Origin of the sequence: Kribbella sp. NPDC056861 (genome assembly GCF_040687575.1) — a bacterium.
GTDB lineage: Bacteria > Actinomycetota > Actinomycetes > Propionibacteriales > Kribbellaceae > Kribbella.
Window position 1 is genome coordinate 632,772 of sequence record NZ_JBFBNQ010000003.1, and the last position, 26,342, is coordinate 659,113.

Sequence of the window (26,342 nt, forward strand, 5' to 3'; positions counted from 1 at the left end):
GGTTCGAAGCACTCCCGGGAACCGGTATGCTTCTCTGGTCGGACGAGGGGTCCTGCAGGGCGCTTCTTCCCCGATTTCACATCGGGTGGAAGACCGTGTAATCTCTCTCCTCGGCCCGCCCCTTTAGCTCAGTCGGCAGAGCGTCTCCATGGTAAGGAGAAGGTCTACGGTTCGATTCCGTAAAGGGGCTCAGAGAATCGTCGCTCCACCCGGTCCGCCGGGTGGAGCGACGGACTCTTTCCCGGCGGGGTAGCTCAGGTGGTTAGAGCACACGGCTCATAATCGTGGTGTCGCGGGTTCGACTCCCGCCCCCGCTACTTCGAGAGCGCGATCACTCCAGTTGCGTGCTCCAGAGAAAAAGAGGCAGTTGTGGCAAAGGCAAGCGACGTCCGGCCGAAGATCACCCTTGCGTGCACCGAGTGCAAAGAGCGCAACTACATCACCAAGAAGAACCGGCGCAACGACCCGGACCGTCTTGAGCTGAAGAAGTACTGCGCGCGCTGCAACGACCACACCGCGCACCGCGAGACCCGCTGATCTCAGCAGTTTTCGCCGAAGGGCCGTTCCGGATCTCCGGAGCGGCCCTTTCGCATCTCCGAAACTGCAGGTGAAAGTTCATGGTCGGCGGCGGGGGCACCCGCTTGAGTAGGGGGACTGCCGACCCGAAGAGAGTTCCTTATGCGTCATCGCCTCCTGGCCGCCTTGGCCGCTGTAGCCTCCACTGTCCTGCTGGGTACCGCGGTCACCGCCGTACCGGCCGCCGAGGCCGCCACACCGGAGCCGTCCGTCAGCCCCGGTGTCTCGCGGACCTGGGTGACGGAGTTCGTCTCGTCCGACTGCCCGAGCGGCTACCTGTGTGCCTACGTCATGTCGAACAAGCCCGGTAAGTTCGGCGCGGGCTGGTACCTGTTCAAGTTCACCAAGTGCATCACCTACGACCTGAACTACTGGCACTACGACGCCTGGGTCTTCGACCACCAGACCGGCGGCGTGACCACCAGGTTCCTCGGCCAGAACAACCAGGTGCTGGACAGCATGAAGGTGGCCGGCCCCGCGATCCGCTGGGTCTCCCCGAAGAACGGCTATCACCAGTGGGATCCCATCTACAAGATCGACGTCTGCTGACCGCTAGACCGTGAGGATCGGCTTGCCGCCCTCATAAGCGGCCAGCCGATCGGCTCGCGAGGTCAGGCAGCAGGAGCCGCAGACCGTGCCGCAACTCCTGGCGCTCGTGTAGTAGAGACAGCAGGTGTTGCGGAGATAGACGAGCTTGCCTGCTGCCTCGGTGACCTCACCCAGGCGAGCCAGCCCGGCCGGGGCCTTGGCGATGAAGGTCTGCCAGCGTTCCAGCAGGTAGGCCGGCTCGACGGTCTCTTCCTCGCGAGTGGCAGCGCAGAAGGCCATCGCGCAGCCGGCTGCCACTCCACCGTGGAGTTGTCGCAGGCCGGCCCGGGTACGCCGGTGGAGCTCCTCCGAGAGGGGGAGCAGGTGCTGCGTCAGCACAACGTCGTACAGGGTCTGCAGGCCGCCGGGGAGGAAGCGGGCGGAACGGATCGCGACCGAGGCGATCCCGTGGCCGTTGTGGGGCTTCACCCAGAGGTTGTCCGGGCGGATGTCGAGCACCCGGCCTTCGAGCGCCCAGAGCAGCAGCGCGGTAGCCGGTGCGCGACCGGCGTAGAACGACATCAGGCTCAGCGCGTTCGCGTGCGCCGAGACATGATCGCTCGCCTCGTGGTCGCGCTTGAGCAGCTCGGTGAGCTCGGGGCCGTCCGGTTCGAGCAGCCGGTCGACCCGCAGCCACTCGGTCCCCGCCGGTTCGCCGATCTCCAGCCCGTACCTCGGGGCGTAGCGCGCCAAAGCCGCCACACCTCCTCGCCCTGCCGTCACCAGTCCTGACCTTCCGTCTCGGGAGGAGTGGTGGCGGCACTCTGCCCACAGGGTAGCCAGCGGCCTTCCAGTAGGGTTACTGGCCATGACGATCGACGCCACGATGGTCGGCCGGAGCTACGCGGCCGCCGAGTCCTACCAGGTTGGCCGGGAGAAGATCCGGGAGTTCGCCGACGCGATCGGCGACCCGAACCCGGCGTACCGGGGTGATGACGCCGTCGCGCCGCCGACCTTCGCCTTCATGGTCGCCAACTCGGCCCTGATCGAGCTGCTCGGGGACGCCGAGCTCGGGCTGCGGCTGGACCGGATCGTGCACGGCGCGCAGAAGTTCAGCTACACCCGCCCGATCAAGGCCGGCGACGAGATCGCCGCGACCGCCACCATCACCACTGTCCGCAAGGCCGGTGAGGTCGAGGTGATCATGTACGAGACCGCGTTGACCACCGTCGACGGCGACCCGATCGCCACCTCGACCTCCACCATCTCGCACAACCGGGCGAACTCGTGAGCGCGCGCGTCGTCGAGGTCGGCACCGAGCTGCCGGCGCTGACCGTCACGCTGCGCCGCGAGGACCTGGTTCGGTACGCCGGCGCCAGCGGCGACTTCAACCCGATCCACTGGAACGACCGGATGGCCGCCGCCCTCGGACTTCCCGGCGTGATCGCGCACGGCATGCTGACGATGGCCAGCGCTGCCCGGGTCGTCACCGACTGGCTCGAGAACCCGGCCGACCTGGTCGAGTACGGCGTCCGCTTCACCAAGCCTGTGGTCGTCGCGGACGACGACAAGGGCGCGACGATCACCTTCTCGGCGAAGGTCGACAAGCTCACCGACGACGGCCTGGCCGAGATCGACATCACCGCCCTCGCGGGCGAGCAGAAAGTGCTGGGCCGGGCCCGAGCGGTCGTGCGGATCTCGTGAGCACCCCGCAGCAGCCGACCGGCGAAACCGTCGCCTCCGCGCCCAACGGCGACGTCATCGCCTCCGTGCCGACTGGCGAGACCCTCGCCGCTGCGTCCAACGGCGACGTCATCGCCTCCGTGCCGACCGGCGAGACCCTCGCTTCTGCGGACACTTCCGCGTCCGGCGCGGCAGGCGCGGCCGAGGACATCCGGCTGGCGAGCTACACGACGCTCCGGATCGGCGGACCTGCCGACCAGCTGGTCGAGGTGACCACCGAGCAGGAACTCATCGCCGCTGTCCGCGAGGCGGATGCAGCGGTTCAGCCGGTGCTGCTGCTCTCCGGCGGCAGCAACGTGGTGATCGGCGACGAGGGCTTCCGCGGCACCGTCATCAAGATCGCCACCCGCGGCATCCGGATCGACGCGGACGCCTGCTCCGGCGCGATGGTCCACGTCCAGGCCGGCGAGGACTGGGACGGCTTCGTCCAGCGCGCCATCGCCGAGGAGTGGAGCGGGCTGGAGTCGATGTCCGGCATCCCCGGACTGACCGGCTCCACCCCGGTCCAGAACGTCGGCGCCTACGGCTACGAGGTGGCCGAGACGATCGCCTCGGTCCGGGTCTGGGACCGGGTCGACCACGCGGTCCGCACGATCTTCGCCGCCGACTGCGGCTTCACCTACCGCAACTCCCGCTTCAAGGCCGACCCCACCCGGTACGTCGTCCTGGAGGTCGCCTTCCAGCTCCCCCTCGGCAACCTCTCGGCCCCGATCGGCTATGCCGAACTGGCCCGCGTCCTCGACGTCGAGCCCGGCAAGCGCGCCCCGATGACCGAGGTCCGCGAGGCCGTCCTCGCGCTGCGCAGCGGCAAAGGCATGGTGCTGGACGAGTCCGACCACGACACCTGGAGCGCCGGCTCCTTCTTCACCAACCCGCTGCTCGACACCACCGCCGAAGTACCGGCCGGTGCGCCGCAGTGGCCGCAACCCGACGGCCGGGTGAAGACCAGCGCCGCCTGGCTGATCGAACACGCCGGCGTCGCCAAGGGCTTCGCGATCGGCGACGCCGCCGTCTCCACCAAACACACCCTCGCCCTCACCAACCGCGGCAACGCCACCGCCAAAGAACTACTGGCCCTGGCCACCCACGTCCGCACCCAGGTCCAGCAGGCCTTCGGCATCACCCTCGTCAACGAACCAGTCCTGGTGAACTGCAGCCTCTGACCCTCCGATCCATTCGCCGCTGATCGGGCTTGCCACTTGTTGCAGTTCGGGGTTCTTGATTTGGTTTTTCGGCCCGATCACAGTGTTTTTGTGTGCGAGTGACCCGTCCGAATTCGCACAGACTCCAGCCGGTTTCGCAGGTATCAGCAGGAAACGCGTTCTCCGCTGATTCTCTTGCCCCTGACCGGCTGAGCCGTCGCGTCTCCTCGCGGCCGTTTTCTCCTTGTGGGCGGTGCTCTGGAGGGTGAGAACACGATGCAGAGAAAACGGGTGCTCGCGCTGGCGGCGATCGCCGTACTGGCGGTGGGCTTCACACCGGCCGCGAACGCCATCGCCGAACTGGCAGTGGCCGAGGGCGATCCGGTGGTCAAACCGGGCAGTCCTGTCGGCCGGCCGGCGGACCTTCGACAGCCGCCCGATGCGGCCGGCAACATTCCGGCTGATCCGAACGAGGGTGCGGCCAGGAGCGACATCGCGAGTCTGAACCAGAAGTACGCGCTCACCGCCGCGCAACGGGCGCAAGGCGACACGATCCTGCGGAACAGCCCGATCCTGGGGGGCACGTTCAAGAGTGCGGGCGGCGTGCCGTACACGATCGACCAGACCGGTGCCTGGCGAGACGACGACACCGGCGTCATGCACGGCGCGATCTACGACATCACGCTGTCCCGGCCGATCAGTACCACCATGGTCCGGTTGCCGGTGCTGGCCGAGGACGGCGGGCCGTCAACCATCCAGGTCAAGCTGACCAACGTCGAGAAGTTCACCATGATCGTCTCCTTCGACACCCAGACGGTGGTCGAGGTCGATCCGGTCGCCACCGACGGCTCCACCTTCGTTCCCGGCCCGGAGATGACGCCGCGGCCGACCCCCACGGGAGACGGTGATCAGTGATGAGCGCAAGATTCAAGCCGGCGGCGGCGCTGGCGGCTGCCGTGGTGCTGGCCGCCTCGGTCTCCGGGCCGATGATTGCCAGGGCCGCCGAGGCAGGCAACGCAAGAGCGCTCTACATCGGTTCCGACCTGTTCTGGAACTACGACTTCACCACCAAGACCGGAGCCGGCTGGAACAAGGTCGACTGGAACGTGACGCTGCTGTTCTACAACAACGCCGAGGTCGACAAGGTGAAGACCTCCTCGCCGATCCGGTTGCCCTACAAGTACGCGGGCGGCTCGATGTACGCCTTCATGAACGACGGTGGCGGAAACTACTTCGACAGCGACAGAGGCCCCAAGACCTACACTCCTAGTTGCTTCGGTGACACCCGCCATTTCCGGATCTACGCCGACGCGGACGACCGGATGTACAGCACCGGGCTGGGGTACTGGGTCTTCGCGACGACGCACAAGGACTACAACGAACTCTGCGCCGATTACTACGGCGACACGAACGGGACCGAGGCCGACATCGCCAACCGGTTTGCGAACAAGGGCTACACGGTGCTGCGGAACTACAGTTACTTCTACAACTACGAGCCGTACCACCTGGATCCCCACGACAAGAAGCACCGTTGGCAGTGCGACGGATACGCCACCTACATCCGGATGTGAGCGGCGTGCGAAGAGTCCTCGCAGTCCTTGCGCTCGTGCTGTGCCTGCCGTACTTCGCTCCGGTCGCGAGGGCGGCCGGAGCGGGGGATCCGGTGCTGATCGAGCCCTCGAAGGAGTCCTGGCCGATCGCCGAGCTCGATCCGGAGGCCCGGGCAGGGGTCCAGCTGATCGGTGCCGAGCGGCAGCGGTACGACGTGAAGTTCCGCCTTCCGGAAGGGACCGCGAACGGCAAGCCGAAGTGGTATCTGATCAAGCTGGACGTGCGTCTGCGGTTCGCCGCCCCGGCGCGCGGCGAGTGGGGGGTGGTCGGTGAGATGAACGGCTACACCGGCGCCCGGGTGGACTTTTCGGTCGAGCAGGGACAGGCAACCGTGAGCAGTCTGTCCCTGCTCGGCGGCCGGCGGACCCGGACGACCACCGCGACGGAGGTGACGGAACAGTTCGTGAACTACGCCCAGGACGGTGGCTTGATCCCCGGCCGGGTGAACGTGCTGTCGTTCTGGGTCGAGACCGACCAGTCGACCGGTCTGACGTCGGCCGAGGTACTGCCGTCCTCCGGCCTCGAGCTGACCTCGGCCCAACCGACCGAGATCGGTCTGGGGACGCCGGAGAAGGCCCTGGTGGCCGCGGTGGGGGAGACGATCGAGGTGCCGTTCGGGGTCAGCCGGCGAGGTGGGCATCCGGATGCCCCGATCGACGTCGAGTTGAGTCCCTTGCGATCGGGAATGTCGGTGGTCGGGGAATCCCATCAGAAGTTCTCCGGAGTGGGTGCCGGAATACGCGGCAAATTCGTGATCAAGGTCGAGACCGCCGGTGAATACCGAGTCGGTATTCGGGCGCTCGGCCATTACAATCCGGCGGGCGGTGAGGTCAGCATTCTCGCCGGTCCGCGAGGGCCTGATCGGATACGCTGGTGGTTGATCATTCCGATAGCGTTGTTGACGCTGACGATCGGCGCTCGGCAGCTGCTGCGGTACCGCAGAGGCACAGCGGAGGCCCGATGATGTCGACAACCAATGACTCGGTGGTGCGGCGCTCGCCGCTGGTGGCGGTCGGCGGGGCGGCGGTGCTGGCGCTGATCCTAGGCCTGCTCTTCGGGGTGATCGTTGCTCTCCCGATGGCTCTGCTGGGCGTGGTAGCTGCTCTCATTCTGCTGCGGAAGACGCCGGCCTGGGCGCTGCTCGGGGCTGGGGCGAACGTTGTTGTGGTCGTGGTCCTTTACGTCATCGCCATCTTCACCGCGAAGTGACGACCGGTCAGGCCAGGACCTCGCGGATGTCCCGGTCCAGCGGGCTGTGAACGCCGGCCGGGGAGCGGATGAAGTCGCGGATGGTCTCGTGCAGGGCGCGGGAGCGTGGGTCCTTTGCGTACTGCGTGGCGCGGGCTAGGGCGGCGACTTCGCTGATCCGGTGGATCAGCGGGCGCATCCGGTACTCCGTGGCGGTGGTGAGGACCGGGGCCAGGCATTCCTTGGCGCCGTCGAGTTCCTTGAGGACGAGGTGTGCCTTGACTTGTTGCAGGCGGGCCATTCGCTCGGAGCCGGGGTTGCGGAGAGCGTGCGGGGCCGCCTCGAACAGGGCGACGCTGCGGTCGGCGTGCTCGAGGGTCAGGTGCGCGTTGCCGAGGGAGAGGTGGGTGTCCGACCAGATGGCGGCGGCGCGTTCCGGAGTGCAGAGGAAGACGCCGCCGATCTCGGGGGTGGACGGGTCGGGGGTGGTGCGCTCGGCGCGGGCGAGGGTGGCCAGGGCCTCGTCGGAGCGGCCGGTGCGAGCCAGGTCGAGAGCAGCGGCCGAGGCCAGGAACAGCGCCGACGTGCCTTTGGCGTAGCGCAGTCCGTCGAGGGCGAAGTCGGTGGCCTGGGCGACGTCGTCCTGCCAGAAGGCGACGGTGTGCTGGGTCGCCCGGACCCAGGCGCGGAGTTCGTCGTGGCCGGCAGCTTCGGCGCAGGCCCACGCGGTCCTGGTGTGGCTCTCGGCGACGTCCGGGCGGCCGAGGTCCACCGAGATCCAGCCGAGCATCGTGATCGCCCAGCCGGCCGCGGCGTACAGCTCGCGGGTCTGCTGCGGTTGCTGCCGCCCGGCCAGCAACCGGAAGGCTCGGTCGCGGACGGCGACGCAGCGCTGGAACAGCGGCTTGGTCGGCACCTTCAGGTAGTTCTGGGCGATCCGCTGGATGTCCGCCTGCAGCTGTTCGACGGTGAGGCCGCCCACGTTCGACTCCTCGATCAGGGTCAGCAGCGAGGTCGACTGGTCGGCGGAGTCGACCAGCTCCTCCGCCATCCCGGCCATCGAGCAGCTCAGGTCGGCCGTCATCGGCCCGGAGGCGCCGGGTGGGACGAACCCGAGCTCGTGGTCGGTGGCGGCGTTCAGCACCTCCCGCAGCCCGGCCCGGTACGGCGCGCCCGGCCAGCGGACCACGCCGCGTTCCAGCTTGGCGATGTAGTGACCGTCCAGCTCGTACCTCGTGCCGGTGGTCGCCCAGAGCCAGGAGACCACCCCCTCGGCCAGCTCGGCGCGGGACAGGTGCACGCCCGGCGCAGTGCCGGATGGAGTCCGCTCCCGTGCGGCTCGCAGCAACTCGTTCGGGTCTGACATGACGGCTACTGTAGAGCTCCGGACACGCTCTGTGACCGCTGAAAAGGCCGTTGTGGAGATCTGCCCCAAACTGCCCCGCGCTGCCCCGAGCTGCCCCGTTTCCCTGCCCCGCCTAGGCTTTCCCAGGTGGCCGAAGAAGCAGTGACGACGTTGCATGCCGAGCTGAGCCGATTCGGCCGGGCCGAGGAGGCCTTCGCCTTGCTGGAGACCTTCCTCGAGGTCGGCCGGCCGCGGCTCGAGTCCGCGCTCCTCGATCCCAGGGTGCTGCACCTGCCGGAGCTGATGACCGACGACCGGGCCGTGGTGCAGGGCCTGATAGATGCCATTAGCAACGAACCCGTGCCGCCGCGCCGGTTGCTGGTCAGCACCGAACGCGCCTACGACCTGGACGACGCGCAGGCGCGCTGGGACTTCACCCGGCTGGCCTACTGCTCCAACCTCGCCACGGTGTGGAGCCGACGCCGGCGGACGACGTACTTCGAGGTGTCGCACCAGAGCCGGGCGACGTACTGGCTGCCGGCCAGCCTCAAGGCGCAGTACTTCGACGCGATCGCCGCCAAGGGCTGGGCGATCCCCGCGGAGTGGCTGTCGGCCGTCGCGAAGACCCCCAAACCCTGGTGGAAGCGTTTCTAGAAGGCCGGCAGCTTCTCCAGCGCCTTCGCGACGGACGCCTGCAGCTCGGCGTCGTCCCAGGCCCGGTCGGTCATCGCGCCGGACAGATACGCGTCGTACGCCGCCAGATCCAGATGCCCGTGGCCGCACAGTGCCGTCAGGATCACCTTCTCCTCGCCGGACTCCTTGCAGCGTTGGGCTTCCTCGATCGCGGCCGCCAGCGCATGGGTCGGCTCAGGCGCCGGCACGATGCCTTCCGAGCGCGCGAACAGCACCCCGGCCGCGAAGCACTCCGACTGCGGCTTGGCGATCGCCTCGATCTCACCCATCTCGTAGAGATGGCTGATCAGCGGGCTCATCCCGTGGTACCGCAGTCCACCGGCGTGGATCGGGTCCGGCACGAAGTCGTGCCCGAGGGTGTGCATCTTCATCAGCGGCGTCAGCCCGATCGTGTCGCCGAAGTCGTAGGCGTAGGTGCCCTGCGTCAACGTCGGGCAGGCCTCCGGCTCGACCGCCCGGACGACGGGTGACATCCGCCCCGCCCACTTCTCCCGCAGGAATGGGAAGGCGAGGCCGCCGAAGTTCGAGCCGCCGCCGGTGCAGCCGACCAGCAGGTCCGGCGTCTCGCCGACCATCGCGAGCTGCATCAAGGCCTCTTCGCCGATGATCGTCTGGTGCAGCAGCACGTGGTTGAGCACGCTGCCCAGCGCGTAGTGCACGGCCGGATCGGCGACCGCCATCTCGACCGCCTCGCTGATCGCGATCCCCAGCGAGCCGGTGGAGGCAGGGTTCTCGGCGAGGATCTTGCGCCCGGCCTCGGTCAGCTCCGACGGGCTCGGGTGCACGGTCGCGCCGAACACCTCCATCATCGTCCGCCGGTACGGCTTCTGGTCGTACGACGCCCGCACCTGCCAGACCTCACACTCGATCCCGTACTGCGCGCAGGCGAACGCGAGCGCCGTACCCCACTGACCCGCTCCGGTCTCGGTGGTGAGCTTCCGGATCCCCGCCTTCGCGTTGTAATAGGCCTGCGGTACGGCGGTGTTCGGCTTGTGCGAGCCGGCCGGCGAGACGCCCTCGTACTTGTAGTAGATCCGGGCCGGCGTATCGAGCGCCTTCTCCAACCGGTGCGCGCGGTAGAGCGGGCTCGGCCGCCACAGCCGATAGACGTCGAGCACCTCGCCGGGGATGTCGACGTACTGCTCCTGCGAGACCTCCTGCAGGATCAGGTCGAGCGGAAACAGCGGCGCCAGGTCGTCCGGCCCGACCGGTTGCCTGGTGCCCGGATGCAGCACTGGCGGCGCAGGCGTCGGCAGGTCGTGCAGCACGTTGTACCAGCGAGTCGGCAGCTCGTCCTCGGGCAGCAGGATCTTCGTCGGCGTCATTCCCGCAAAGTAAGGCCCGGCCCGGGCCTCGGTCTAGAGCGTCGGCGCAGGCTGTGGACAACCAGCCGTTTCCGGTACTCCGAGCCACTCGTCGATCTCGCTCAGCAGCCCTTTCTGCACCTCGGGCGGCGCCGTCGAGGCGAGCACCGAGCCGCGGGCCAGGCCGGCCAACTCGGCGTCGGTGAAGCCGTGCACGGTGCGAGCCGTCTCGTACTGCTCGGCCAGCCGGGAGCCGAAGAGCAGCGGGTCGTCGGCGCCCAGGGCGATCTTCGCGCCCGACTCGTACAGCTGTCGCAGTGGCACGTCTTCGGGCCGTTGATAGACGCCCAGCGACACGTTGGAGGCCGGGCAGACCTCGAGCGCGACACCCGCGTCGACCACGCGCTTCAGCAGGTCGGGGTCCTCGACCGATCGCACGCCGTGCCCGATCCGGCCGGCGCCGAGCTCGTCGAGACAGGTGCGCACCGTCGCTGGACCGCAGAGCTCACCACCATGCGGCACTGCGAGGAGCCCCGCGTGCCGCGCGATCCGGAAGGCCGGGGCGAACTCGGACGTCGTACCGCGGCGCTCGTCGTTGGACAGGCCGAACCCGACCACCCCACGCCCCACGTACTGCGCGGCCAGCCGGGCCAGCGTGCGAGCGTCGAGCGGGTGCCTGGTCCGGTTGGCGGCGATCACGACCTGGACCGAGATGCCGGTGCTCGCGGAGGCGTCCCGCGCGGCGTCCAGCACCAGGTCGGTGAACTCGGTGATGCCACGGAAACGGCCGGCGTACCCCGACGGGTCGACCTGGATCTCGAGCCAGCGCGAACCGTCGGCGCGATCGTCCTCGGCGGCCTCGCGGACCAGCCGGCGGACGTCGTCCTCGGTCCGCAGTACCGACCGGGCGACGTCGTACAGCCGCTGGAAGCGGAACCAGCCGCGCTCGTCGGCGGCGGACAGGTCCGGCGGCCACTCGGTGCGCAGCGCGTCAGGCAGCCGCACGCCGTGCTTGTCGGCCAGCTCGACCAGGGTGAGGTGCCGCATCGAGCCGGAGAAGTGCAGGTGCAGGTGGGTCTTCGGCAGCAGCCGCAGGTCCCGATCCGTCATTACAGAAGGTTACCGACAGACCGCCCGGAGGAGAAACCGGGCGGTCTGTCAGGCCAACCGGTCAGCTCAGCAGCTTGGCGATCCGGGAGACGCCCTCGGTCAGGTCGTCGTCGCCGAGGGCGTAGGACAGCCGCAGGTAGCCGGGAGCGCCGAACGCCTCGCCCGGGACCACGGCGACCTCGACCTCGTCCAGGATGATGGCGGCGAGATCGGTCGAGGTGGTGGCCACCTTGCCGTTGATCTCCTTGCCCAGCAGGCCCTTGACCGACGGATACGCGTAGAACGCGCCGGTCGGCTCCGGGCACTCGATGCCGGGGATGTCGTTGAGCATCTGCACCATCAGCTTGCGCCGCCGGTCGAAGGCTAGCTTCATCTCGTCGACCGCGCTCAGGTCACCGGTCAGGGCGGCGATCGCGGCCCGCTGGGCGACGTTGCAGACGTTCGAGGTCTGGTGCGACTGCAGGTTCGTCGCGGCCTTGATGACGTCCTTCGGGCCGATCATCCAGCCGACCCGCCAGCCGGTCATCGCGTACGTCTTGGCGACACCGTTCAGCACGACGGTCTGGTCGGCCAGCTCCGGCACGGCGACCGGCAGCGAGGTGGACTTGGTGTCGCCGTAGGTGAGGTGCTCGTAGATCTCGTCGGTGATCACCCAGATGCCGTGCTCCAGCGCCCAGCGGCCGATCGCCTCGATCGCCTCGGGGGTGTCCACCGCGCCGGTCGGGTTCGACGGGGAGCAGAACAGCAGTGCCTTCGTCTTCTCGGTCCGGGCCGCCTCGAGCTGCTCGACGGTGACCAGGTAGTTCTGGCTCTCGTCGGCCAGCACCTCGACCGGCACCCCGCCGGCCAGCTGGATCGTCTCGGGGTACGTCGTCCAGTACGGCGCCGGCAGCAGCACCTCGTCGCCCGGGTCGAGCAGCGTCGCGAACGTGTTGTAGACCGCGTGCTTGCCGCCGTTGGTCACCAGGACCTGCGACGCCTCGATCTCGTAGCCGGAGTCCCGCTTCGTCTTCTCGACGATGGCCTGCTTGAGCTCGGGCAGACCACCCGCCGGGCTGTAGCGGTGGTTCTTGGGATCGCGGGCCGCCGCGACGGCGGCCTCGACGATGTAGTCCGGGGTCGGGAAGTCGGGCTCACCGGCGCCGAAGCCGATGACCGGACGACCGGCCGCCTTGAGGGCCTTTGCCTTCGCGTCGACAGCGAGGGTGGCCGATTCACTGATTGCACCGATACGTGCGGAGATGCGGGAGACCATGGGCCCATCCTGGCACTGTCCACGTCGTGGTCACAGCCGGGTATCGCCTGGTGACGTGGAACTGTCACCGGCCCCCCGGCGTTGGCAGTCTCGTGGAGACGGTAAGGTTCTGCCCGCAGTACGACGTCCGGCCCGAAGTCCACGGCGGTTCGCCACCGTGGCGGGGACCCGGAGCACCCTGGGGCTCAGTTCGACCAGGTGGCCCCGACCCCGTACACTCTTCTAGTCCGGGCGTAGATGGCCCTGACTCGGCATGCCCGAGATCAGGTCCAGCGGCGTTCGGAACTTTGCAGAGGGCACTAGCTCAACTGGCAGAGCATCGGTCTCCAAAACCGAAGGTTGGGGGTTCAAGTCCCTCGTGCCCTGCAAATCCTGATCGGCAGATTGCCGGTCAGGCCGCCGCTAGCGAAAGAGGTAGGTCGTGACGGAGACGCGCACCCCGGCACCGTCCGGCGCCGGCAAGCCTGCGGAGAGCAAGTCGGGCAACCGGCTTCTGCGCTTCTACCGCCAGGTGGTCGCCGAGCTCCGCAAGGTGGTCTGGCCGACCCGCAAGCAGCTGTCGACGTACTTCGTGGTCGTGCTGACCTTCGTGGTGTTCGTGATCGCGATCGTGTCGGTGCTCGACCTCGCCTTCGGCTGGGCGATGTTCAAGATCTTCGGCTGACCTTTCGAGCCGCTGAACCACCTGCCGGAGCCCACCCGGTTCCACCACCCGATGCACAGATGACGGAGTACAACGTGTCCGACCAGCGCGACGACGAGGTCCTCGACGTGGAGGACGAGTTCGACGTATCCGCTGACTCCGGCGACGACCTCGATCTCGCCTTGGGTTTCGACGACTCCGACGACGACGACGATGACGACGACCTGTTCGCGGACATCGACGTCGAGGTCGACGTCGACGAGGACGACGCTCCGGTCAGCGCGGATCTCGAGTACGCCGCCGACGACGAGGCCGAGGACGGCGACGCCGACGCGGACGACTCCGACGACGAGCCGGTGGTGGTCGTGGCGGCCGCCGACGACGCGGAGGACGACGAGGTTGTCACCGCGGCCGATGTCGACGACGCCGCCGACGAGCTGGCCGAGGAGACCGCCGAGACGGCGGCCGACGACAGCACCGAGCCGGAGTCCGAGGTCGACGCGGTCGTCTTCTCCTCCGCCGGTGACGACGCCGCCGAGGCCGACTACGACAGCGCCGACGACGAGGACGAGGACGCCGAAGAAGCGGAGCCGGCCGAGCCGGTCGACCCGCTGGAGGAGCTGCGCAGCACGCTGCGCTCCCAGATCGGCGACTGGTACGTGGTGCACACGTACTCAGGGATGGAGAACCGGGTCAAGGGCAACCTCGAGAACCGGATCAACTCCCTGAACATGGAGGACTACATCTTCGAGATCGTCGTGCCGACCGAAGAGGTCGCCGAGATCAAGAACGGGCAGCGCCGGATGGTGAAGCGCACCGTGCTTCCCGGCTACGTGCTGGTCCGGATGGACCTGACGGACGAGTCCTGGTCGACCGTGCGGCACACGCCGTCGGTGACCGGCTTCGTCGGGAACAGCCAGAAGCCCGTCCCGCTCAGCCTCGAAGAGGTCGAGAAGATGCTCGCTCCGGCCGTCGTGGCGGCGGCCGAAGCGGCGGCTGCCGAGACCGGTGCCGCACCCACCAAGACCGCGGCCAAGAAGAAGGTCGAGGTCGCCGACTTCGGTGTGGGCGACTCGGTCATGGTCGTCGACGGGCCGTTCGCGACCCTGCACGCCACCATCACGGAGATCAATGCCGACGCCCAGCGGATCAAGGCGCTGGTGGAGATCTTCGGCCGGGAGACCCCGGTGGAACTCAGCTTCAGCCAGATCCAGAAAGTCTAAGGACCCCAGAGAATGCCTCCGAAGAAGAAGATCGCTGCCCTCGTGAAGGTGCAGCTCCAGGCCGGCGCCGCGACTCCGGCCCCGCCGGTCGGTACCGCGCTCGGTCCGCACGGCGTCAACATCATGGAGTTCTGCAAGGCGTACAACGCCCAGACAGAGTCCATGCGCGGAAACGTCGTGCCGGTCGAGATCACCATCTACGAAGACCGCACCTTCACGTTCATCACCAAGACGCCGCCGGCGCCGGAGATGATCAAGAAGGCCGCGGGCCTGCAGAAGGGTTCGGCCGTCCCGCAGAAGGACAAGGTCGGCAAGATCACCAAGGACCAGGTCCGCGAGATCGCCACCACCAAGATGCCCGACCTCAACGCGCGTGACATCGACGCCGCGATGAAGATCATCGAGGGCACCGCCCGCTCGATGGGCGTCACGATCGAGAAGTAGTACCTCTTTCCGGTTCGCCTCGGCGAGCCAGCTGGAGTGGAAGGGCGAGCAGTTCGCCCATCAAGACCACAACGGACGATGAGCAACCGTCCGCACACAGGAGAAAACCGAAATGGCACAACGCAGCAAGAGCTACCGCGCGATCGCGGAGAAGATCGACTTCGACCACCTGTACTCCCCGCTCGAGGCCATCAAGCTGGCCAAGCAGGGTGCGACCGGCAAGAAGTTCAACTCGACCATCGACGTCGCGATGCGGCTCGGAGTCGACCCCCGCAAGGCCGACCAGATGGTCCGCGGCACCGTGATCCTTCCGCACGGCACCGGCAAGACGGCACGGGTCCTCGTCTTCGCCACCGGTGAGAAGGCCGAGGCCGCACTGGCCGCCGGCGCCGACTTCGTCGGTGACGACGACATGATCAAGAAGGTCACCGACGGCTGGCTCGACTTCGACGCCGTCGTCGCCACCCCTGACCTGATGGGCAAGGTCGGCCGGCTGGGCCGCGTGCTCGGCCCGCGTGGTCTGATGCCGAACCCGAAGACCGGCACCGTCACCGCCGACGTCACCAAGGCCGTCAACGACATCAAGGGCGGCAAGATCGAGTTCCGGGTCGACCGGCACGCGAACCTGCACTTCCTCATCGGCAAGGTCTCCTTCGACGAGGCCCAGCTGGTGGAGAACTACAGCGCCGCACTGGAGGAGATTCTCCGGCTGAAGCCCTCCAGCTCCAAGGGCCGCTACATCAAGAAGACCGTCTTCTCGACGACGATGGGCCCCGGCGTTCAGGTCGACCCGAGCGTCACCCGCAACATGCTCGAGGAGAACACCGAGGCCTGAGCCTCCGATCTCCGAGCTGTACTTCGAAAGGCCCCGGTCGCTGACCGGGGCCTTTTGGTTTGTTCAGCGGCTGATGAGGTCAGGGGTGAGATCGGCCAAGGTGCGGGCGCCCACGAGACGCATCGTGTGTTCCAGTTCGTCGCCGAGGTCGGTGAGCAGGCGAGTGACGCCGGCGGAGCTGTCGACTGTCAGAGCCCACAGGGCGGGGCGGCCGACGAGTACGGCTCGGGCGCCGAGGGCCAGAGCGGCGAGGATGTGTTCGCCCCGGCGGAGGCCGCCGTCTACGTACAGCTCGGTGGAGGTGCCGGCGAGGACGTCGGCGATCTCGGACAGCGCTTGGGCAGTGGGGATGGACCCGTCCAGTTGGCGGCCGCCGTGGTTGGAGACGATCACCCCGGCGGCGCCTGCGTCTGAGCAGCGGCGGGCGTCGTCGGCTCGGAGGAGGCCTTTCACCACGACGGGGAGGCCGGTGCGGTCGGCCAGCCAGCCGATGACGTCGGGGGTCAGGTCGTCGGCTTTGGCCAGATCAGCCTCGGAGTACGCGTCGGCGTCGAGGTTTGCCAGCAGGTGACCGGGTGGGATGACGTCCCAGACGGTGGGGCCGTCGTCTTCCTTGCGGCCGACCACTGGAGTGTCAGCAGTCAGTACTACGGCCCGCGCGCCGGCCTCGACTGCTGCGTCCAGCATCCGCAGGGTGATGTCGCGGTTCTTCACGACGTAGATCTGCAGCCACCAGGGTGCGCCGACCGCGCCGATCTCGGCGAACGTAGTGCCGGCGTTGCTGGAGACCCCGAGCACCGATCCGGCAGCGGCGACTCCGGCCGCCATCGCCGCCTCGCCACCAGGATCAGCCTGGCGTTGCAGAGTCGTCGGAGCCACCAGCACCGGTACGTCGACCCGCGTCCCGAGCACCGTCGTCGAGAGATCCACCGTCGACACGTCGGTCAACACCCGCGGCCGGAACCGGTACGAGCTCCACGCCGTCGTCGCTTCGCCGACACTGATCCCACCGGCGGACCCCTGCCGGAAGTACCGATGCACGGCCTCCGGCAGCTTCTCGGCGGCAGCCGCTTCCAGACCGTCGATCCATCGCATGGGCCAGATCCTTCCACCTCAAGGTATTCTGGGTCTTGTGAGTTACCACGGGCAGCGATTTCCGCGCCCCGGCCGGCACAGTGGTGCCGACGGGGTGAGCTGCTGCTGCGCTCTCTCCTGAGGTGACCGCGGCCGGTCGGGGTGTCTGTTCCCTCGGACCGACTGCTCACAGGAGAGATCACCATGGCTGTACTCAGCATCGAAGAACTGCACTCCACCCTCGCGCTACGCGACCTGGCCGATCCGGCCCAAGGACCGCACGCGATCCAGCTGGTCGTCGATCAGATCCGAACCGCGCTCGGCACGGCCTGGCCGTACACGGAGATCTGGACCCGGCGCGATCATCCGGTCGTCTCGCTGGCCGACAACTACGACAATCTCGGGTACGCCGCCGGCGCGGTCACCCGGGAGGAGCGCTACACCCGCTACGCCTCGGCCGACCAGGTACTGCGGAGTCACACCTCCGCGATGATCCCGCCCGCGCTGCGCGAACTGGCCGGTTCGGCGGCATCCGACGTACTGATGGTCTGTGCCGGCATCTGCTACCGGCGCGATTCGGTCGACTGGCAGCACACCGGTACTCCGCATCAGCTCGACCTGTGGCGGATCAGCCGCAACGTCACCCTCGGCGAGCCCGAGCTGGAGGACATGATCGCCAAGCTGGTCGCCACCGTCCTGCCCGGCCAGACCTATCGCACGGTCCCCGCCGTGCATCCGTACACGACCCACGGCCGTCAGATCGACGTGCTGCTCGACGACCAGTGGATCGAGATCGGCGAGTGTGGCGTCGCCGCTCCCGCCGTACTGCGGAAGGCCGGTCTCGACGAGAGCTGGACGGGACTCGCGATGGGTCCCGGACTCGACCGGCTTCTCATGCTGCGCAAGGGGATCCGCGACATTCGGTTGCTTCGGTCAACCGATCCTCGAGTGGCCGAGCAGCTGCTGGATCTCTCGCCGTACAAGCCGGTCTCGGCGATGCCGGCGGTACGCCGCGACCTGTCGGTCGTGGTCGGGCCCGAGGTCGAACTGTCGGACGAGTTGCTCGGCGACCGGGTCCGCCAAGCGTTGGGCAGCGACGCCGATGCGGCCGAGTCCGTTGAGGTTCGCGGCGAAACGTCGTACGACGAACTGCCGGTCTCCGCGCGGGAACGGCTGAAGCTCGAGCCGGGCCAGCGCAACGTGCTGATCCGGCTGGTCCTCAGGCCACTCGACCGGACACTGACCGATACCGAGGCCAATGAGCTGCGCGATCGGGTCTACTCGGCACTTCACGAGGGATCAGTACTGGAATTGATCGGCCGATAGCCGGCGGTGCCGTGGGGCCACAAGAAGTGCGCCCCACGGCACACCCGGCTAGATGATCACCCAGAGCAGGGAGGCCATCCCGAAGCCGACCAGAGACAGGACGGTTTCCAGCACCGACCAGGTCAGCAGGGTCTCCTTGACGGTCATGTTGAAGTACTTCGCGACGATCCAGAAGCCGCCGTCGTTGACGTGGCTGAGGATGATCGAGCCGGCGCAGATGGCCGCCGCGATCAGCGCCAGATGCGCCTGCGAGTAGCCCTCGTTGACGAGCAGCGGACCGACGATGCCGCCGGTCGTCACGATCGCCACGGTCGCCGAGCCCTGCGCGATCCGCAGACCACACGAGATGACGTAGGCGAGCAGCAGAACTGGAAGACCGGCGCTCGACAGGCTCTTGGCGAGTGCGGCGCCGACCCCGGTGGCCGAGATGACCGCGCCGAAGAAGGCACCCGCGCCGACCACGAGCAGGATCATGCCGACCGGCTTGAGCGAGTTGCTGCTCAGTTCGCTGAACTCGGCGTTCGTCATGCCACGCCGTACGCCGAGCAGGTAGTAGGCCAGCAGTACTGCGATCAGCAGCGCGACGGCCGGAGTACCGAGGAAGGTCAGCACGCTGAGCAGATCGCGGTCCGGGTCGAGGATCAGGGTGCCGAAGGTCGCGCCGAGGATCAGCAGCAGTGGCAGCAGGATGACCGACATGACCAGGCCGAGCGACGGCTCGGGCCGCTCTTCGGCGTTCTCGTCGGCGACCAGGAACTCGTCCGGCACGCTGACCGGCACCCGCGGTGCGATGTACAGCGGCCAGAGGATGCCGGCCACGGCGAAGGCCGGCAGACCGCAGGCCAGACCGATGATGATGAGCCAGCCCATGTCGACGTGCAGCAGGCCGGCGACGGCGGTCGGGCCGGGGTGTGGTGGCAGGAACGCATGGGTCATGGACAGACCGGCCAGCACCGGCAGCGCGTAGAGCACCAGCGACTTGCCGCCGCGCTTCGCCGCGACGTACACCAGCGGGGCGAGCACGAAGATGCCGATGTCGAAGAAGACCGGGATGCCGAAGATGACGCCGACCAGGCCCATCGCGACCGGGGTGCCCTTGGGTCCGAACAGCTTCAGCAGCCGGCGGCTGAGCACGTCGGCGCCACCGGACTTCTCCAGCAGCGCGCCGAGCACGGTGCCGAGTCCGATGATCACCGCGATGTGGCCGAGGATGCCGCCGAAACCCTTCTCCAGCACGGATTCGTTCGACTTGAGCGCCGTACCGACGATGGTTCTGACGTTCAGCCCGGCGGCCAGCGCCAGGAACAGGCCGGTGGCCAGCAGTGAGATGAAGGGTTCGAGCTTGATCTTGATGATCAGGAACAGCAGCAGCGCGATGGCCACCAGGCACAGCAGCAGCAGACCTGCGGTGTCGTGGTGCAGCCAGTCGATGGCTCCGGACATGGGGGGACACTCCCGAGGGGTGGGCAGGACGAATGGATCAGCTCAATGCGGCGCAGAAAGCCTTGGCGTTGGTGGTGATCTGGGACCAGTTCTCCGCGGTGATGTCAGCGGGGGAGACGACATCGGTGCCGGCGCTGACGGCCAGCGCCCCGGCGTCCAGGAACTGCCGGGCGTTGCTTGCGTTGACCCCACCGGAGGGCACCAGTGGGACACCGGGGAAGGGACCGTTGAGGTCCTTCAGGTACTTCGGGCCGAGGTGGTGCGCGGGGAAGATCTTGACCGCGTCAGCCCCGAGCGCGAGTGCGGTCATCACCTCGGACGGCGTGAAAGACCCCAGCACGATGGGGATCCCGGCGTCGTGGGCAGCCTTGACGATCTCCGCCGCCTCGGGCCCCTGGCCGGGGGTGACCAAGAACGCAGCGCCCGCATCGATGGCCGAGCGGGCCTGGGCAGCGGTCTGCACGGTGCCCGCGCCGACCACCGCGCCGGTGTCGCCGGACGCTGCCCACTCCAGGTGTCTGGGCAGGTCCGGCGTGGTGAACGTCAGCTCGATCACATGGATGCCACCGGCAACGAGTGCGGAGCAGAGGTCACGGGCGTCGTCGAGCGCGGGCGCCCGGACGACGCTCAGCACCCGGTCGGCCCGGAGCAGGTCCAGCGTGGTCATCTAGTTTCCTCCTGAGTACTGCGACGGATGGCGCGGCCGGGCAGCGCGTTGGTGCGATGCCCGTCCTCGATGACGGGCACACCGCCGACCAGCACCCACGGAATGCCTTCGGCCTGCTGGCGAGGGTTGTCGAAGGTCGCGGCGTCCCGGACCGCGGCGGGATCGAAGAGCACCAGATCCGCGTGGTACCCCTCGCGGACCAGCCCTCGGTCGGCCAGCCGCAGCCGCTGGGCAGGACGCCCGGTCAAGTGGTGGATGCAGTCGGCCAACTCGAGGACGCCCAGGTCGCGGACGTAGTGCGCGAGGTACCGGGGGAAGGTCCCCCAAGCCCGCGGATGCGGCTTGCCGCCGACCAGGATCGCGTCCGAGCCACCCGTGTGGGTCGGGTGCTTCATGATCGCCTGCACGTTCTCCTCGTGGCCGACGTGCTGCAGGATCGTGGTCGCCAGGTTGTCCCGGATCAGCAGGTCGAAGAACACCTCGGCCGGGGTCTGGCCGGCTTCGACGGCAAGCGCCGCGACCGTATGGCCGACCGCGCCGCTGAGCTCGGGGTTCTTCACGCCGCCGATCTCGATGGTGTTCCAGTCGGTCACGCAGCCGTGGCAGCCGTCGGTGCCGACCTGCTCCAGCTCGTAGGTGATCCGCTCCCGGTCCGCCGGATCGGCCAGCCGCGCAACCAGCGCGTCCGAACCGCCCTCGGCGCTCCAGCTCGGCAGGATCGCCGACAGAGTCGTTGCTCCCGGCAAGTAAGGGTAGGTGTCGGTGGTGATGTCGACGCCGTCCGCGAGGGCCTGGTCGATCATCGCCAGCAGGTCGACGCCGCGGCCCTTGTTCGGCTCGAAGTTCATCGTCGCGTGGGTCAGGTGCAGTGCGCAGCCGGACTCCCGGGCGATCTCGATCATCTCGCCGTACGCCTCCAGTGCGCCTTTGCCGTACGAGCGCTGATGCGGGCTGTAGTAGCCGCCGTACTCCGCGACGACCTTGCACAGCTCGACCAGTTCGGTGGTGTCGGCGAACATCCCGGGCGTGTAGGTGAGCCCACTGCTCATCCCGACCGCGCCTTGCTGCAGTCCTTCGGCGAGCAGGCTCTTCATCTGCTCGAGCTCAGCAGTGCTGGCGGGGCGGTTCGCCGTACCGACGACCATCAATCGCAGCGTGCCCTGCGGGACCAGGTACGCCGCGTTGCAGGCGATCCCCTGATCGAGGCGCTCCAGGTACCCGGCGACGCTCGACCAGGAGAAGTCGAAGTCGTCCGGCTCCCCGTTCCAGCCCGCGATCTGCCGCCGGACAGCGATCCGGGTCGGGTCGTCGATCGGTGCGAAGGACAAGCCGTCCTGGCCGAGCACCTCCAGCGTGACGCCCTGGCTGACCTTGGCCGTGTGGTCCGGGTTGGCCAGGATCTGCAGGTCGGAGTGCGCGTGCATGTCGATGAAACCGGGGGCGACCACCAGCCCGGTGGCGTCGATCGTGCGGTCGGCCCGCACCTCGTTGCCCGGCAGGTAGTTGCCGATGGCCACGATCCGGCCGGCGTCGACGGCGACGTCGGCGCGGACACCCGCGGTACCGGTGCCGTCGATGACGGTGCCGCCGGTGATCAGCAGATCGGTCATCAGAAGAACGTCCGGACCAGGTCGACCACCACGGGGTCGTCGGCGTCGGGGTCGTCGATGACCGGGATCAGGCCCCACTTGTCGAACGCGGTACAGGGGTGGGAGAGGCCGACCCGCAGCTCGTCGCCGATCACCACCGGCGGCTCGCCGTCGGGGGAGAAGCGCAGGAAGCCGTGCTGGTCGTTCAGCTTGGTCACGGTCATCCCCTCGAGCGGGCGGGGGCGCTGCCGCGAGTAGCGCGGCCGGAGCAGCTGCGGCTCGGGAAGCCCTTCGTCATACGGCAGATCGCGCTTGCCCGCGTCGAAGATCGCCAAGCCGGCCTCGGGTTGCGAGGTGATCCGGACCCAGCCGTGCATGGCTGGGATGAGGCCGTCGCCGTTGGTCCGCGGGGTGGAGCCCAGCGGCGAGACCTCGCGGTAATAGCCGTCGTCGTGGGCAATGTAGGCGCCGGAGCGCAGTACGACTCGGGCGCCGTCGTTGGCGAGTGGGGCGAGTACCTGTGCCACCTGCTCGAAGTACGCGCTGCCGCCTGCACTGACCACCGGTACGACGTCAGCCTCGTAGTGCAGCCCGCGGTGCACAGCAGCGAGGTCGCGGAGGTAGGAGCGGACGTGCTCGAGCCCCGCCTCGTCGGCGCCGTGCGCAATCGCCCCTTCGTAGCCGGCGACTCCAGCGAGCCGCAGTGTCGATGCATCGGCGATGGCAGCGCCGATTGCCAGCCCGGTCTCGACGTCACGCGCGCCGGTCCGTCCACCCGCTCCGCCGACCTCCACCAGTACGTCGAGCGGCCGGGCGTCGGCGTCGACGTACGCCGACCTCGCGGCTTGCAGGATCTCGACAGTGCGCACCGAGTCGGCCCACACCATCACCTCGAACGCCGGGTCAGCGGCCAGCTCGTCGGCGATCCAACGGAGCTGCAGCGGCGACACCACCGAGTTGGCGATCATCACCCGGCTCACGCCGTACGCACGGGCGACGCCGAGCTGGAAGACGTTCGCGAGCGTGATGCCCCAGGCGCCCGCGTCGAGCTGCTTGGCCCAAAGTGCCGGCGCCATCGTCGTCTTGCCGTGCGGCGCCAGCTGGACGCCGTGCTCGGTGCACCAGCGGGCGAGCGTCTCGACGTTGTGCTGCAGGCCGGGCGCGGACAGAGTGAGGAGGGGAGTCGGCAGGTCGGACAGGCGTGGCTTGCCGGCCAGTACGTCGGCGACGGTCCGGCCCCAGAAGGCGGGCGGCAACGCCTTGTCCTGCCAGCTCACCGGCTGGTCGGCCAGGGCTGCGACGGCGGCGGCATCGTACGAAGCTGACATGACGTCCTCTGCACTGGGTTGCGTTCTGCGCAACGCGCGTTGCGCATTCTGATGTCTCGGTTGTAGCATCGTGCCAGAACTTCCGTCAACGACATCCCGCCCGAGAGGACTCATCGATGGCCGATCTGGTACCTCGGGCGGTCTGTCTGGGCGAGGCGATGATCATGCTCGCCGCCGAGACCGGGGCCCCGCTGGAGGACGTCGAGACGTTCCGGCGGTCGGTCGGCGGCGCGGAGTGCAACGTGGCCGGCGGGCTGGCCGCGCTGGGAGTGCCGACCGGCTGGATCTCGCGGCTCGGTGCCGACGGCTTCGGCCGGCATGTACTGCGTGATCTGGGGAGTCGCGGGGTAGAGGTGGGTGGAGTCGAGGACGACTCGACCCGGCCAACCGGGCTGTATGTGAAGCACACGATCAACGGCCGGACGCGGATGCACTACTACCGCTCTGGCTCGGCCGCAGCGGCGATGGATGCCGACTTCCTGGACCGGCCCGCAGTACGCAATCGGTTGGTTGGTGCCGAGCTTGTGCACACCACCGGGATCACTGCTGCGATTTCGACGACTGCTGCTGAGCTGCTGGATCGCCTGGCCTCACTGCGCGACACAGTGGGGTTCACCTTGAGTGTCGACCTCAACTGGCGACCGGCGTTGTGGCGCGACACCGACCCGGCTCCGCTGTGGCGACTGCTGCGGGCGGCGGACGTAGTACTGATTGGTGCGGATGAGGCGTTGGTGTTCGCGGGCACCAGTGACCCTGCTGAGCTGCGAGAACTGTTCGGGCCGCGCGCGACGATCGTGGTGAAGTCGGATTCCCATGTGGCACTGGCGTTGGAGCCTGACGGACGGCGTACGGAGGTGCCGGCGCTCACTGTCGAGGTAGTAGAGCCTGTCGGCGCCGGAGACGCGTTTGCCGCTGGCTACCTGGCTGGGACGCTGCAGGGGTTGCCGATGGAGCAGCGGCTGCGGCTGGGACACCTGAGCGCCGCGGCCGTGCTGGCGGTTCCCGATGACCATGCGACGCCGCCTGATGCCTCCACCCGGCAGGCGTTGCTCGACTGCTCCGATGAGGACTGGGCCGGCACCCACGTAGGCCCGGCAGGTATAAGGTCACCAGCCCTAGTGGAAGGTGCGGTGTGAGTCAGAGTCTCGCCAGAGCCCTGCAGATCCTGGTCAGCCTGGGGGAGGGTGACCGCTCGCTCGACCAGCTCGCGACCGAGCTGGACGTGCACAAGACGACAGTGCTTCGGCTGTTGCGAACCATGGAGACCGAGCGCTTCGTACGCCGGGACGACGCGCACCGCTACCGGTTGGGCTCGCGGCTGTTCTCGCTGGCCGACGCGGCGCGGGAGCAGCACGTCGTACGGGCTGTCGCTGCTCCGCATCTACGGCAGCTGAACCAGCGGACCGGGCAGACGGTCCACCTGGCGGCGTACGAGAACGGGCAGGTCATCTACATCGACAAGCTCGACAGCGTGCAGTCGGTGCGGATGTACAGCCAGATCGGTGTGCCGGCAGCGTTGCACTGCACCGCGGTCGGCAAGGTGTTGCTGGCCGCGCAGCCGAAGCGTCAGCGCGAGGGCCTGCTGACCACCATCGAGTACCACCGGTTCACGCCGAACACGATCTCCGGACCGGACGAGCTGCGCGACGAGCTCGACCTGGTCCGGTCGCAGGGCTGGGCGCATGACCGGGCCGAGCACGAATCGTTCATCAACTGCATCGGGGCGCCGATCACCGAGCGCTCCGGCCGGGTGGTGGGCGCGGTCTCGGTGTCGGTGCCGGACGTCCTGCTCAACTACGAACAGGTGCTGGAGCTGCTGCCCGACCTGCTCACCACCACGGCCGCCATCGGCGCCGACTACAACTGAGCCGACTACCACTGAGAGGCACTCCCCAGATGTCAGACAAGACCGCCGTCCTCACCACCGACGCCCCGGCCCCGGCGCACGTCTTCTCGCAGGGCGTCCGCAAGGGCAACCTGCTGCAGATCTCCGGCCAGGGCCCGGTCGACGCGGCCACCAACGAGTACCTGTACCCCGGCGACGTGAAGGCCCAGACCGTCAAGGTGCTGGAGAACGTCGAGGCGATCCTCAAGGCCGGCGGCGCCACCTTCGACGACGTCGTGATGCTGCGCGTCTACCTGACCACCCGCGACCACTTCGCCGAGATGAACGACGCCTACGGCGACTTCGTCCTGCCCCGCTCCACCAGCGGCGTCCTGCCGTCCCGCACCACCGTCATGTGCGAACTCCCGCGCGCCGAGATGCTGGTCGAGATCGACGCCCTCGCAGTCCTGTCCTGACCTCAGCTGCGGTAGTAGCTGTCTGTTTCGAGGTCTTCCAGCAGGGTTGGGCCGGTGGGGGTCCAACCCAGCAGGGTCTGGGTGGCTGTGCTGGTGGTGGGCAGGTCCAGGGCGAAGAAGCCGCCCAGCCAGCCGAGGTGAGTGAGGGCCTCGTCGGGGGTGACGGAGGTGGCCGGGAGGTTGAGGCCGGCGGCGATGGCTTCGGCGATCGCGCGGGTGGGGACGCCTTCCTCGGCGGTGGCGTGCAGGATGGCGCCGGCCGGGGCCTTGGTGATGCCGAGGGCAACTAGTTTGCCGGCGTCCGAGCGGTGGACCGCGGGCCAGCGGTTGGCGCCGTCGCCGACGTACGGGACGAAGCCGAGGGCGCGGGCCCGGGTGACCAGCATGGGGATCAGGCCGAGGTCGCCGGCGCCGTGCACGGTCGGGGCGAAACGCGCGACGATCGGGTGAACGCCCTTGTCCTGAAAGGAAAGCGCGAGGTTCTCCGCACCGCCGCGCGGGGTGTCGGGGCCGTGGTGGGGTGAGAGGTCGGCCTCGGTCGATGAGCGGCCGGGGACGGGGTTGATGCCCGCGGCCATCAGGAACGGGCGGTTCGAGCCGGCGAGTTCGTCGCCGATCGTCTGGACCGCGGCGCGCTCGGCCGCATTCGAAGCCGGGCCGAAGTCGTGCTTGTTGGCGAGGTTGATGACGGCGTCGGCGGCGGCCGCGCCGGTCCGGATGCTGTCCAGGTCGTCGAGGTCGCCGCGCAGTACCTCGACGCCCTTGGCCGCGAGTGCCGCGGCGGACTTGTCCGAGCGGGCCAGCCCGACGATCTGATGGCCGTCGGCGAGCAGTTCGTCGACGGCGATCGAGCCGATCCAGCCGGAGGCTCCGGTGACGAAGACGCGCATGGTGTACTCCTTGGAAGGTTGATGTCAGTGCCTGACATCAACCACCGTACCTCGCTATGTCAGTCCCTGTCATCAACTAGACTG

At 68.2% G+C, this 26,342-nt stretch carries 29 protein-coding genes and 3 tRNA genes; 21 read left to right on the forward strand and 11 right to left on the reverse strand.

Going from position 1 to position 26,342, the window contains the following annotated elements:
- The first annotated feature begins 117 nt into the window (after positions 1-117).
- The 4 genes from AB0P21_RS16830 (at position 118) to AB0P21_RS16845 (ending at position 1,125) form a co-directional block, all read left to right on the forward strand.
- Positions 118-190, forward strand: a tRNA-Thr gene (locus AB0P21_RS16830).
- 53 nt (positions 191-243) lie between these two features.
- Positions 244-317, forward strand: a tRNA-Met gene (locus AB0P21_RS16835).
- Positions 318-369: 52 nt separating this feature from the next.
- Positions 370-537, forward strand: a complete 168-nt coding sequence (rpmG, locus tag AB0P21_RS16840; RefSeq protein ID WP_363697526.1) for a 50S ribosomal protein L33 — start codon at positions 370-372, stop codon at positions 535-537.
- Between the two features lie 141 nt (positions 538-678).
- Positions 679-1,125: a hypothetical protein gene (locus tag AB0P21_RS16845; RefSeq protein WP_363697528.1), complete on the forward strand. Its 447-nt coding sequence runs from the start codon at positions 679-681 to the stop codon at positions 1,123-1,125.
- Between the two features lie 3 nt (positions 1,126-1,128).
- On the opposite strand, the gene AB0P21_RS16850 is transcribed toward AB0P21_RS16845, so the two are convergent.
- Entirely contained in the window at positions 1,129-1,866 is a 738-nt protein-coding gene (locus AB0P21_RS16850) for a hypothetical protein (RefSeq protein WP_363697530.1), read from the reverse strand.
- A 106-nt stretch (positions 1,867-1,972) separates the two neighbouring features.
- Between AB0P21_RS16850 and AB0P21_RS16855 the strand changes: the two genes are divergently transcribed.
- The 7 genes from AB0P21_RS16855 to AB0P21_RS16885 all read left to right on the forward strand — a co-directional run bounded on the left by AB0P21_RS16855 (position 1,973) and on the right by AB0P21_RS16885 (position 6,809).
- The gene (locus AB0P21_RS16855; protein WP_363697532.1) at positions 1,973-2,395 is read left to right on the forward strand and encodes a MaoC family dehydratase N-terminal domain-containing protein; all 423 of its coding nucleotides are present in this window, start codon (positions 1,973-1,975) and stop codon (positions 2,393-2,395) included.
- Complete coding sequence (locus AB0P21_RS16860) at positions 2,392-2,808, forward strand: MaoC family dehydratase (RefSeq protein ID WP_363697534.1); 417 nt, start codon at positions 2,392-2,394, stop codon at positions 2,806-2,808. The genes AB0P21_RS16855 and AB0P21_RS16860 overlap by 4 nt, the downstream gene beginning before the upstream one ends.
- Complete coding sequence (locus tag AB0P21_RS16865; protein ID WP_363697536.1) at positions 2,805-4,010, forward strand: UDP-N-acetylmuramate dehydrogenase; 1,206 nt, start codon at positions 2,805-2,807, stop codon at positions 4,008-4,010. Before AB0P21_RS16860 ends, AB0P21_RS16865 begins: the two co-directional genes overlap by 4 nt.
- A 255-nt stretch (positions 4,011-4,265) precedes the next feature.
- Positions 4,266-4,904, forward strand: a complete 639-nt coding sequence (locus AB0P21_RS16870; protein WP_363697538.1) for a hypothetical protein — start codon at positions 4,266-4,268, stop codon at positions 4,902-4,904.
- The gene (locus tag AB0P21_RS16875) at positions 4,904-5,560 is read left to right on the forward strand and encodes a hypothetical protein (protein ID WP_363697540.1); all 657 of its coding nucleotides are present in this window, start codon (positions 4,904-4,906) and stop codon (positions 5,558-5,560) included. Before AB0P21_RS16870 ends, AB0P21_RS16875 begins: the two co-directional genes overlap by 1 nt.
- Positions 5,561-5,565: 5 nt before the next feature.
- Positions 5,566-6,564, forward strand: coding sequence for a hypothetical protein (locus tag AB0P21_RS16880; RefSeq protein ID WP_363697542.1), 999 nt, complete (start codon positions 5,566-5,568; stop codon positions 6,562-6,564).
- Positions 6,561-6,809, forward strand: a complete 249-nt coding sequence (locus tag AB0P21_RS16885; RefSeq protein WP_363697544.1) for a hypothetical protein — start codon at positions 6,561-6,563, stop codon at positions 6,807-6,809. Before AB0P21_RS16880 ends, AB0P21_RS16885 begins: the two co-directional genes overlap by 4 nt.
- A 7-nt stretch (positions 6,810-6,816) precedes the next feature.
- Here the strand turns inward: AB0P21_RS16885 and AB0P21_RS16890 are convergent, their stop codons facing one another.
- Positions 6,817-8,154 carry a hypothetical protein gene (locus AB0P21_RS16890; protein WP_363697546.1) on the reverse strand — a complete coding sequence of 446 codons (1,338 nt, stop codon included), beginning with the start codon at positions 8,152-8,154 and terminating at the stop codon, positions 6,817-6,819.
- 126 nt (positions 8,155-8,280) lie between these two features.
- Here AB0P21_RS16890 and AB0P21_RS16895 point away from each other — a divergent pair, with 126 nt between their 5' ends.
- Positions 8,281-8,787 (forward strand): hypothetical protein, encoded by a 507-nt coding sequence (locus AB0P21_RS16895; RefSeq protein WP_363697548.1) that lies wholly within the window; start codon positions 8,281-8,283, stop codon positions 8,785-8,787.
- Here the strand turns inward: AB0P21_RS16895 and AB0P21_RS16900 are convergent.
- From AB0P21_RS16900 to AB0P21_RS16910, 3 genes are all read right to left on the reverse strand, one after another.
- Positions 8,784-10,151 carry a TrpB-like pyridoxal phosphate-dependent enzyme gene (locus tag AB0P21_RS16900; protein ID WP_363697549.1) on the reverse strand — a complete coding sequence of 456 codons (1,368 nt, stop codon included), beginning with the start codon at positions 10,149-10,151 and terminating at the stop codon, positions 8,784-8,786. The two genes, AB0P21_RS16895 and AB0P21_RS16900, sit on opposite strands and share 4 nt — an antisense overlap.
- Positions 10,152-10,184: 33 nt before the next feature.
- Positions 10,185-11,240 (reverse strand): adenosine deaminase, encoded by a 1,056-nt coding sequence (locus tag AB0P21_RS16905; RefSeq protein WP_363697551.1) that lies wholly within the window; start codon positions 11,238-11,240, stop codon positions 10,185-10,187.
- 61 nt (positions 11,241-11,301) lie between these two features.
- On the reverse strand, positions 11,302-12,495 hold the full coding sequence (locus AB0P21_RS16910) for a pyridoxal phosphate-dependent aminotransferase (protein WP_363697553.1): 1,194 nt from the start codon (positions 12,493-12,495) through the stop codon (positions 11,302-11,304).
- 293 nt (positions 12,496-12,788) lie between these two features.
- Between AB0P21_RS16910 and AB0P21_RS16915 the strand changes: the two genes are divergently transcribed.
- From AB0P21_RS16915 to rplA, 5 genes are all read left to right on the forward strand, one after another.
- Positions 12,789-12,861: transfer RNA gene (locus tag AB0P21_RS16915), tRNA-Trp, on the forward strand.
- A gap of 55 nt (positions 12,862-12,916) precedes the next feature.
- On the forward strand, positions 12,917-13,159 hold the full coding sequence (gene secE / locus AB0P21_RS16920) for a preprotein translocase subunit SecE (RefSeq protein WP_020388149.1): 243 nt from the start codon (positions 12,917-12,919) through the stop codon (positions 13,157-13,159).
- 59 nt (positions 13,160-13,218) lie between these two features.
- Positions 13,219-14,361, forward strand: coding sequence for a transcription termination/antitermination protein NusG (gene nusG / locus AB0P21_RS16925; RefSeq protein WP_363697555.1), 1,143 nt, complete (start codon positions 13,219-13,221; stop codon positions 14,359-14,361).
- A 12-nt stretch (positions 14,362-14,373) separates the two neighbouring features.
- The gene (gene rplK, locus AB0P21_RS16930) at positions 14,374-14,805 is read left to right on the forward strand and encodes a 50S ribosomal protein L11 (RefSeq protein ID WP_363697556.1); all 432 of its coding nucleotides are present in this window, start codon (positions 14,374-14,376) and stop codon (positions 14,803-14,805) included.
- 112 nt (positions 14,806-14,917) lie between these two features.
- The gene (gene rplA / locus AB0P21_RS16935; RefSeq protein WP_363697557.1) at positions 14,918-15,640 is read left to right on the forward strand and encodes a 50S ribosomal protein L1; all 723 of its coding nucleotides are present in this window, start codon (positions 14,918-14,920) and stop codon (positions 15,638-15,640) included.
- A gap of 63 nt (positions 15,641-15,703) precedes the next feature.
- On the opposite strand, the gene AB0P21_RS16940 is transcribed toward rplA, so the two are convergent.
- Positions 15,704-16,735 carry an alpha-hydroxy acid oxidase gene (locus tag AB0P21_RS16940; RefSeq protein WP_363697558.1) on the reverse strand — a complete coding sequence of 344 codons (1,032 nt, stop codon included), beginning with the start codon at positions 16,733-16,735 and terminating at the stop codon, positions 15,704-15,706.
- A gap of 183 nt (positions 16,736-16,918) precedes the next feature.
- Here AB0P21_RS16940 and AB0P21_RS16945 point away from each other — a divergent pair, with 183 nt between their 5' ends.
- Positions 16,919-18,040, forward strand: a complete 1,122-nt coding sequence (locus AB0P21_RS16945) for a hypothetical protein (RefSeq protein ID WP_363697560.1) — start codon at positions 16,919-16,921, stop codon at positions 18,038-18,040.
- Positions 18,041-18,088: 48 nt separating this feature from the next.
- Here AB0P21_RS16945 and AB0P21_RS16950 read toward each other — a convergent pair whose 3' ends face one another.
- From AB0P21_RS16950 to AB0P21_RS16965, 4 genes are read right to left on the reverse strand one after another with little or no spacing between them, the layout of a single operon-like run.
- The gene (locus tag AB0P21_RS16950) at positions 18,089-19,483 is read right to left on the reverse strand and encodes a gluconate:H+ symporter (protein ID WP_363697562.1); all 1,395 of its coding nucleotides are present in this window, start codon (positions 19,481-19,483) and stop codon (positions 18,089-18,091) included.
- 37 nt (positions 19,484-19,520) lie between these two features.
- Positions 19,521-20,150, reverse strand: a complete 630-nt coding sequence (locus AB0P21_RS16955) for a bifunctional 4-hydroxy-2-oxoglutarate aldolase/2-dehydro-3-deoxy-phosphogluconate aldolase (RefSeq protein WP_363697564.1) — start codon at positions 20,148-20,150, stop codon at positions 19,521-19,523.
- Complete coding sequence (locus AB0P21_RS16960; protein ID WP_363697566.1) at positions 20,147-21,760, reverse strand: D-aminoacylase; 1,614 nt, start codon at positions 21,758-21,760, stop codon at positions 20,147-20,149. The genes AB0P21_RS16955 and AB0P21_RS16960 overlap by 4 nt, the downstream gene beginning before the upstream one ends.
- Entirely contained in the window at positions 21,760-23,067 is a 1,308-nt protein-coding gene (locus tag AB0P21_RS16965) for an alanine racemase (RefSeq protein ID WP_363697568.1), read from the reverse strand. The genes AB0P21_RS16960 and AB0P21_RS16965 overlap by 1 nt, the downstream gene beginning before the upstream one ends.
- A gap of 116 nt (positions 23,068-23,183) precedes the next feature.
- On the opposite strand from AB0P21_RS16965, the gene AB0P21_RS16970 reads away from it, so the two are divergent.
- The 3 genes from AB0P21_RS16970 to AB0P21_RS16980 are packed head-to-tail and all read left to right on the forward strand — an operon-like array spanning position 23,184 to position 25,368.
- A complete protein-coding gene (locus AB0P21_RS16970; RefSeq protein ID WP_363697570.1) occupies positions 23,184-24,203 on the forward strand; it encodes a sugar kinase in 1,020 nt (339 codons plus the stop codon).
- The gene (locus AB0P21_RS16975) at positions 24,200-24,934 is read left to right on the forward strand and encodes an IclR family transcriptional regulator (protein WP_363697572.1); all 735 of its coding nucleotides are present in this window, start codon (positions 24,200-24,202) and stop codon (positions 24,932-24,934) included. The genes AB0P21_RS16970 and AB0P21_RS16975 overlap by 4 nt, the downstream gene beginning before the upstream one ends.
- A gap of 29 nt (positions 24,935-24,963) precedes the next feature.
- Entirely contained in the window at positions 24,964-25,368 is a 405-nt protein-coding gene (locus AB0P21_RS16980) for a RidA family protein (RefSeq protein WP_363697573.1), read from the forward strand.
- Between the two features lie 2 nt (positions 25,369-25,370).
- Here the strand turns inward: AB0P21_RS16980 and AB0P21_RS16985 are convergent, their stop codons facing one another.
- Positions 25,371-26,258 carry an SDR family oxidoreductase gene (locus AB0P21_RS16985; RefSeq protein ID WP_363697574.1) on the reverse strand — a complete coding sequence of 296 codons (888 nt, stop codon included), beginning with the start codon at positions 26,256-26,258 and terminating at the stop codon, positions 25,371-25,373.
- Positions 26,259-26,342: the final 84 nt, after the last annotated feature.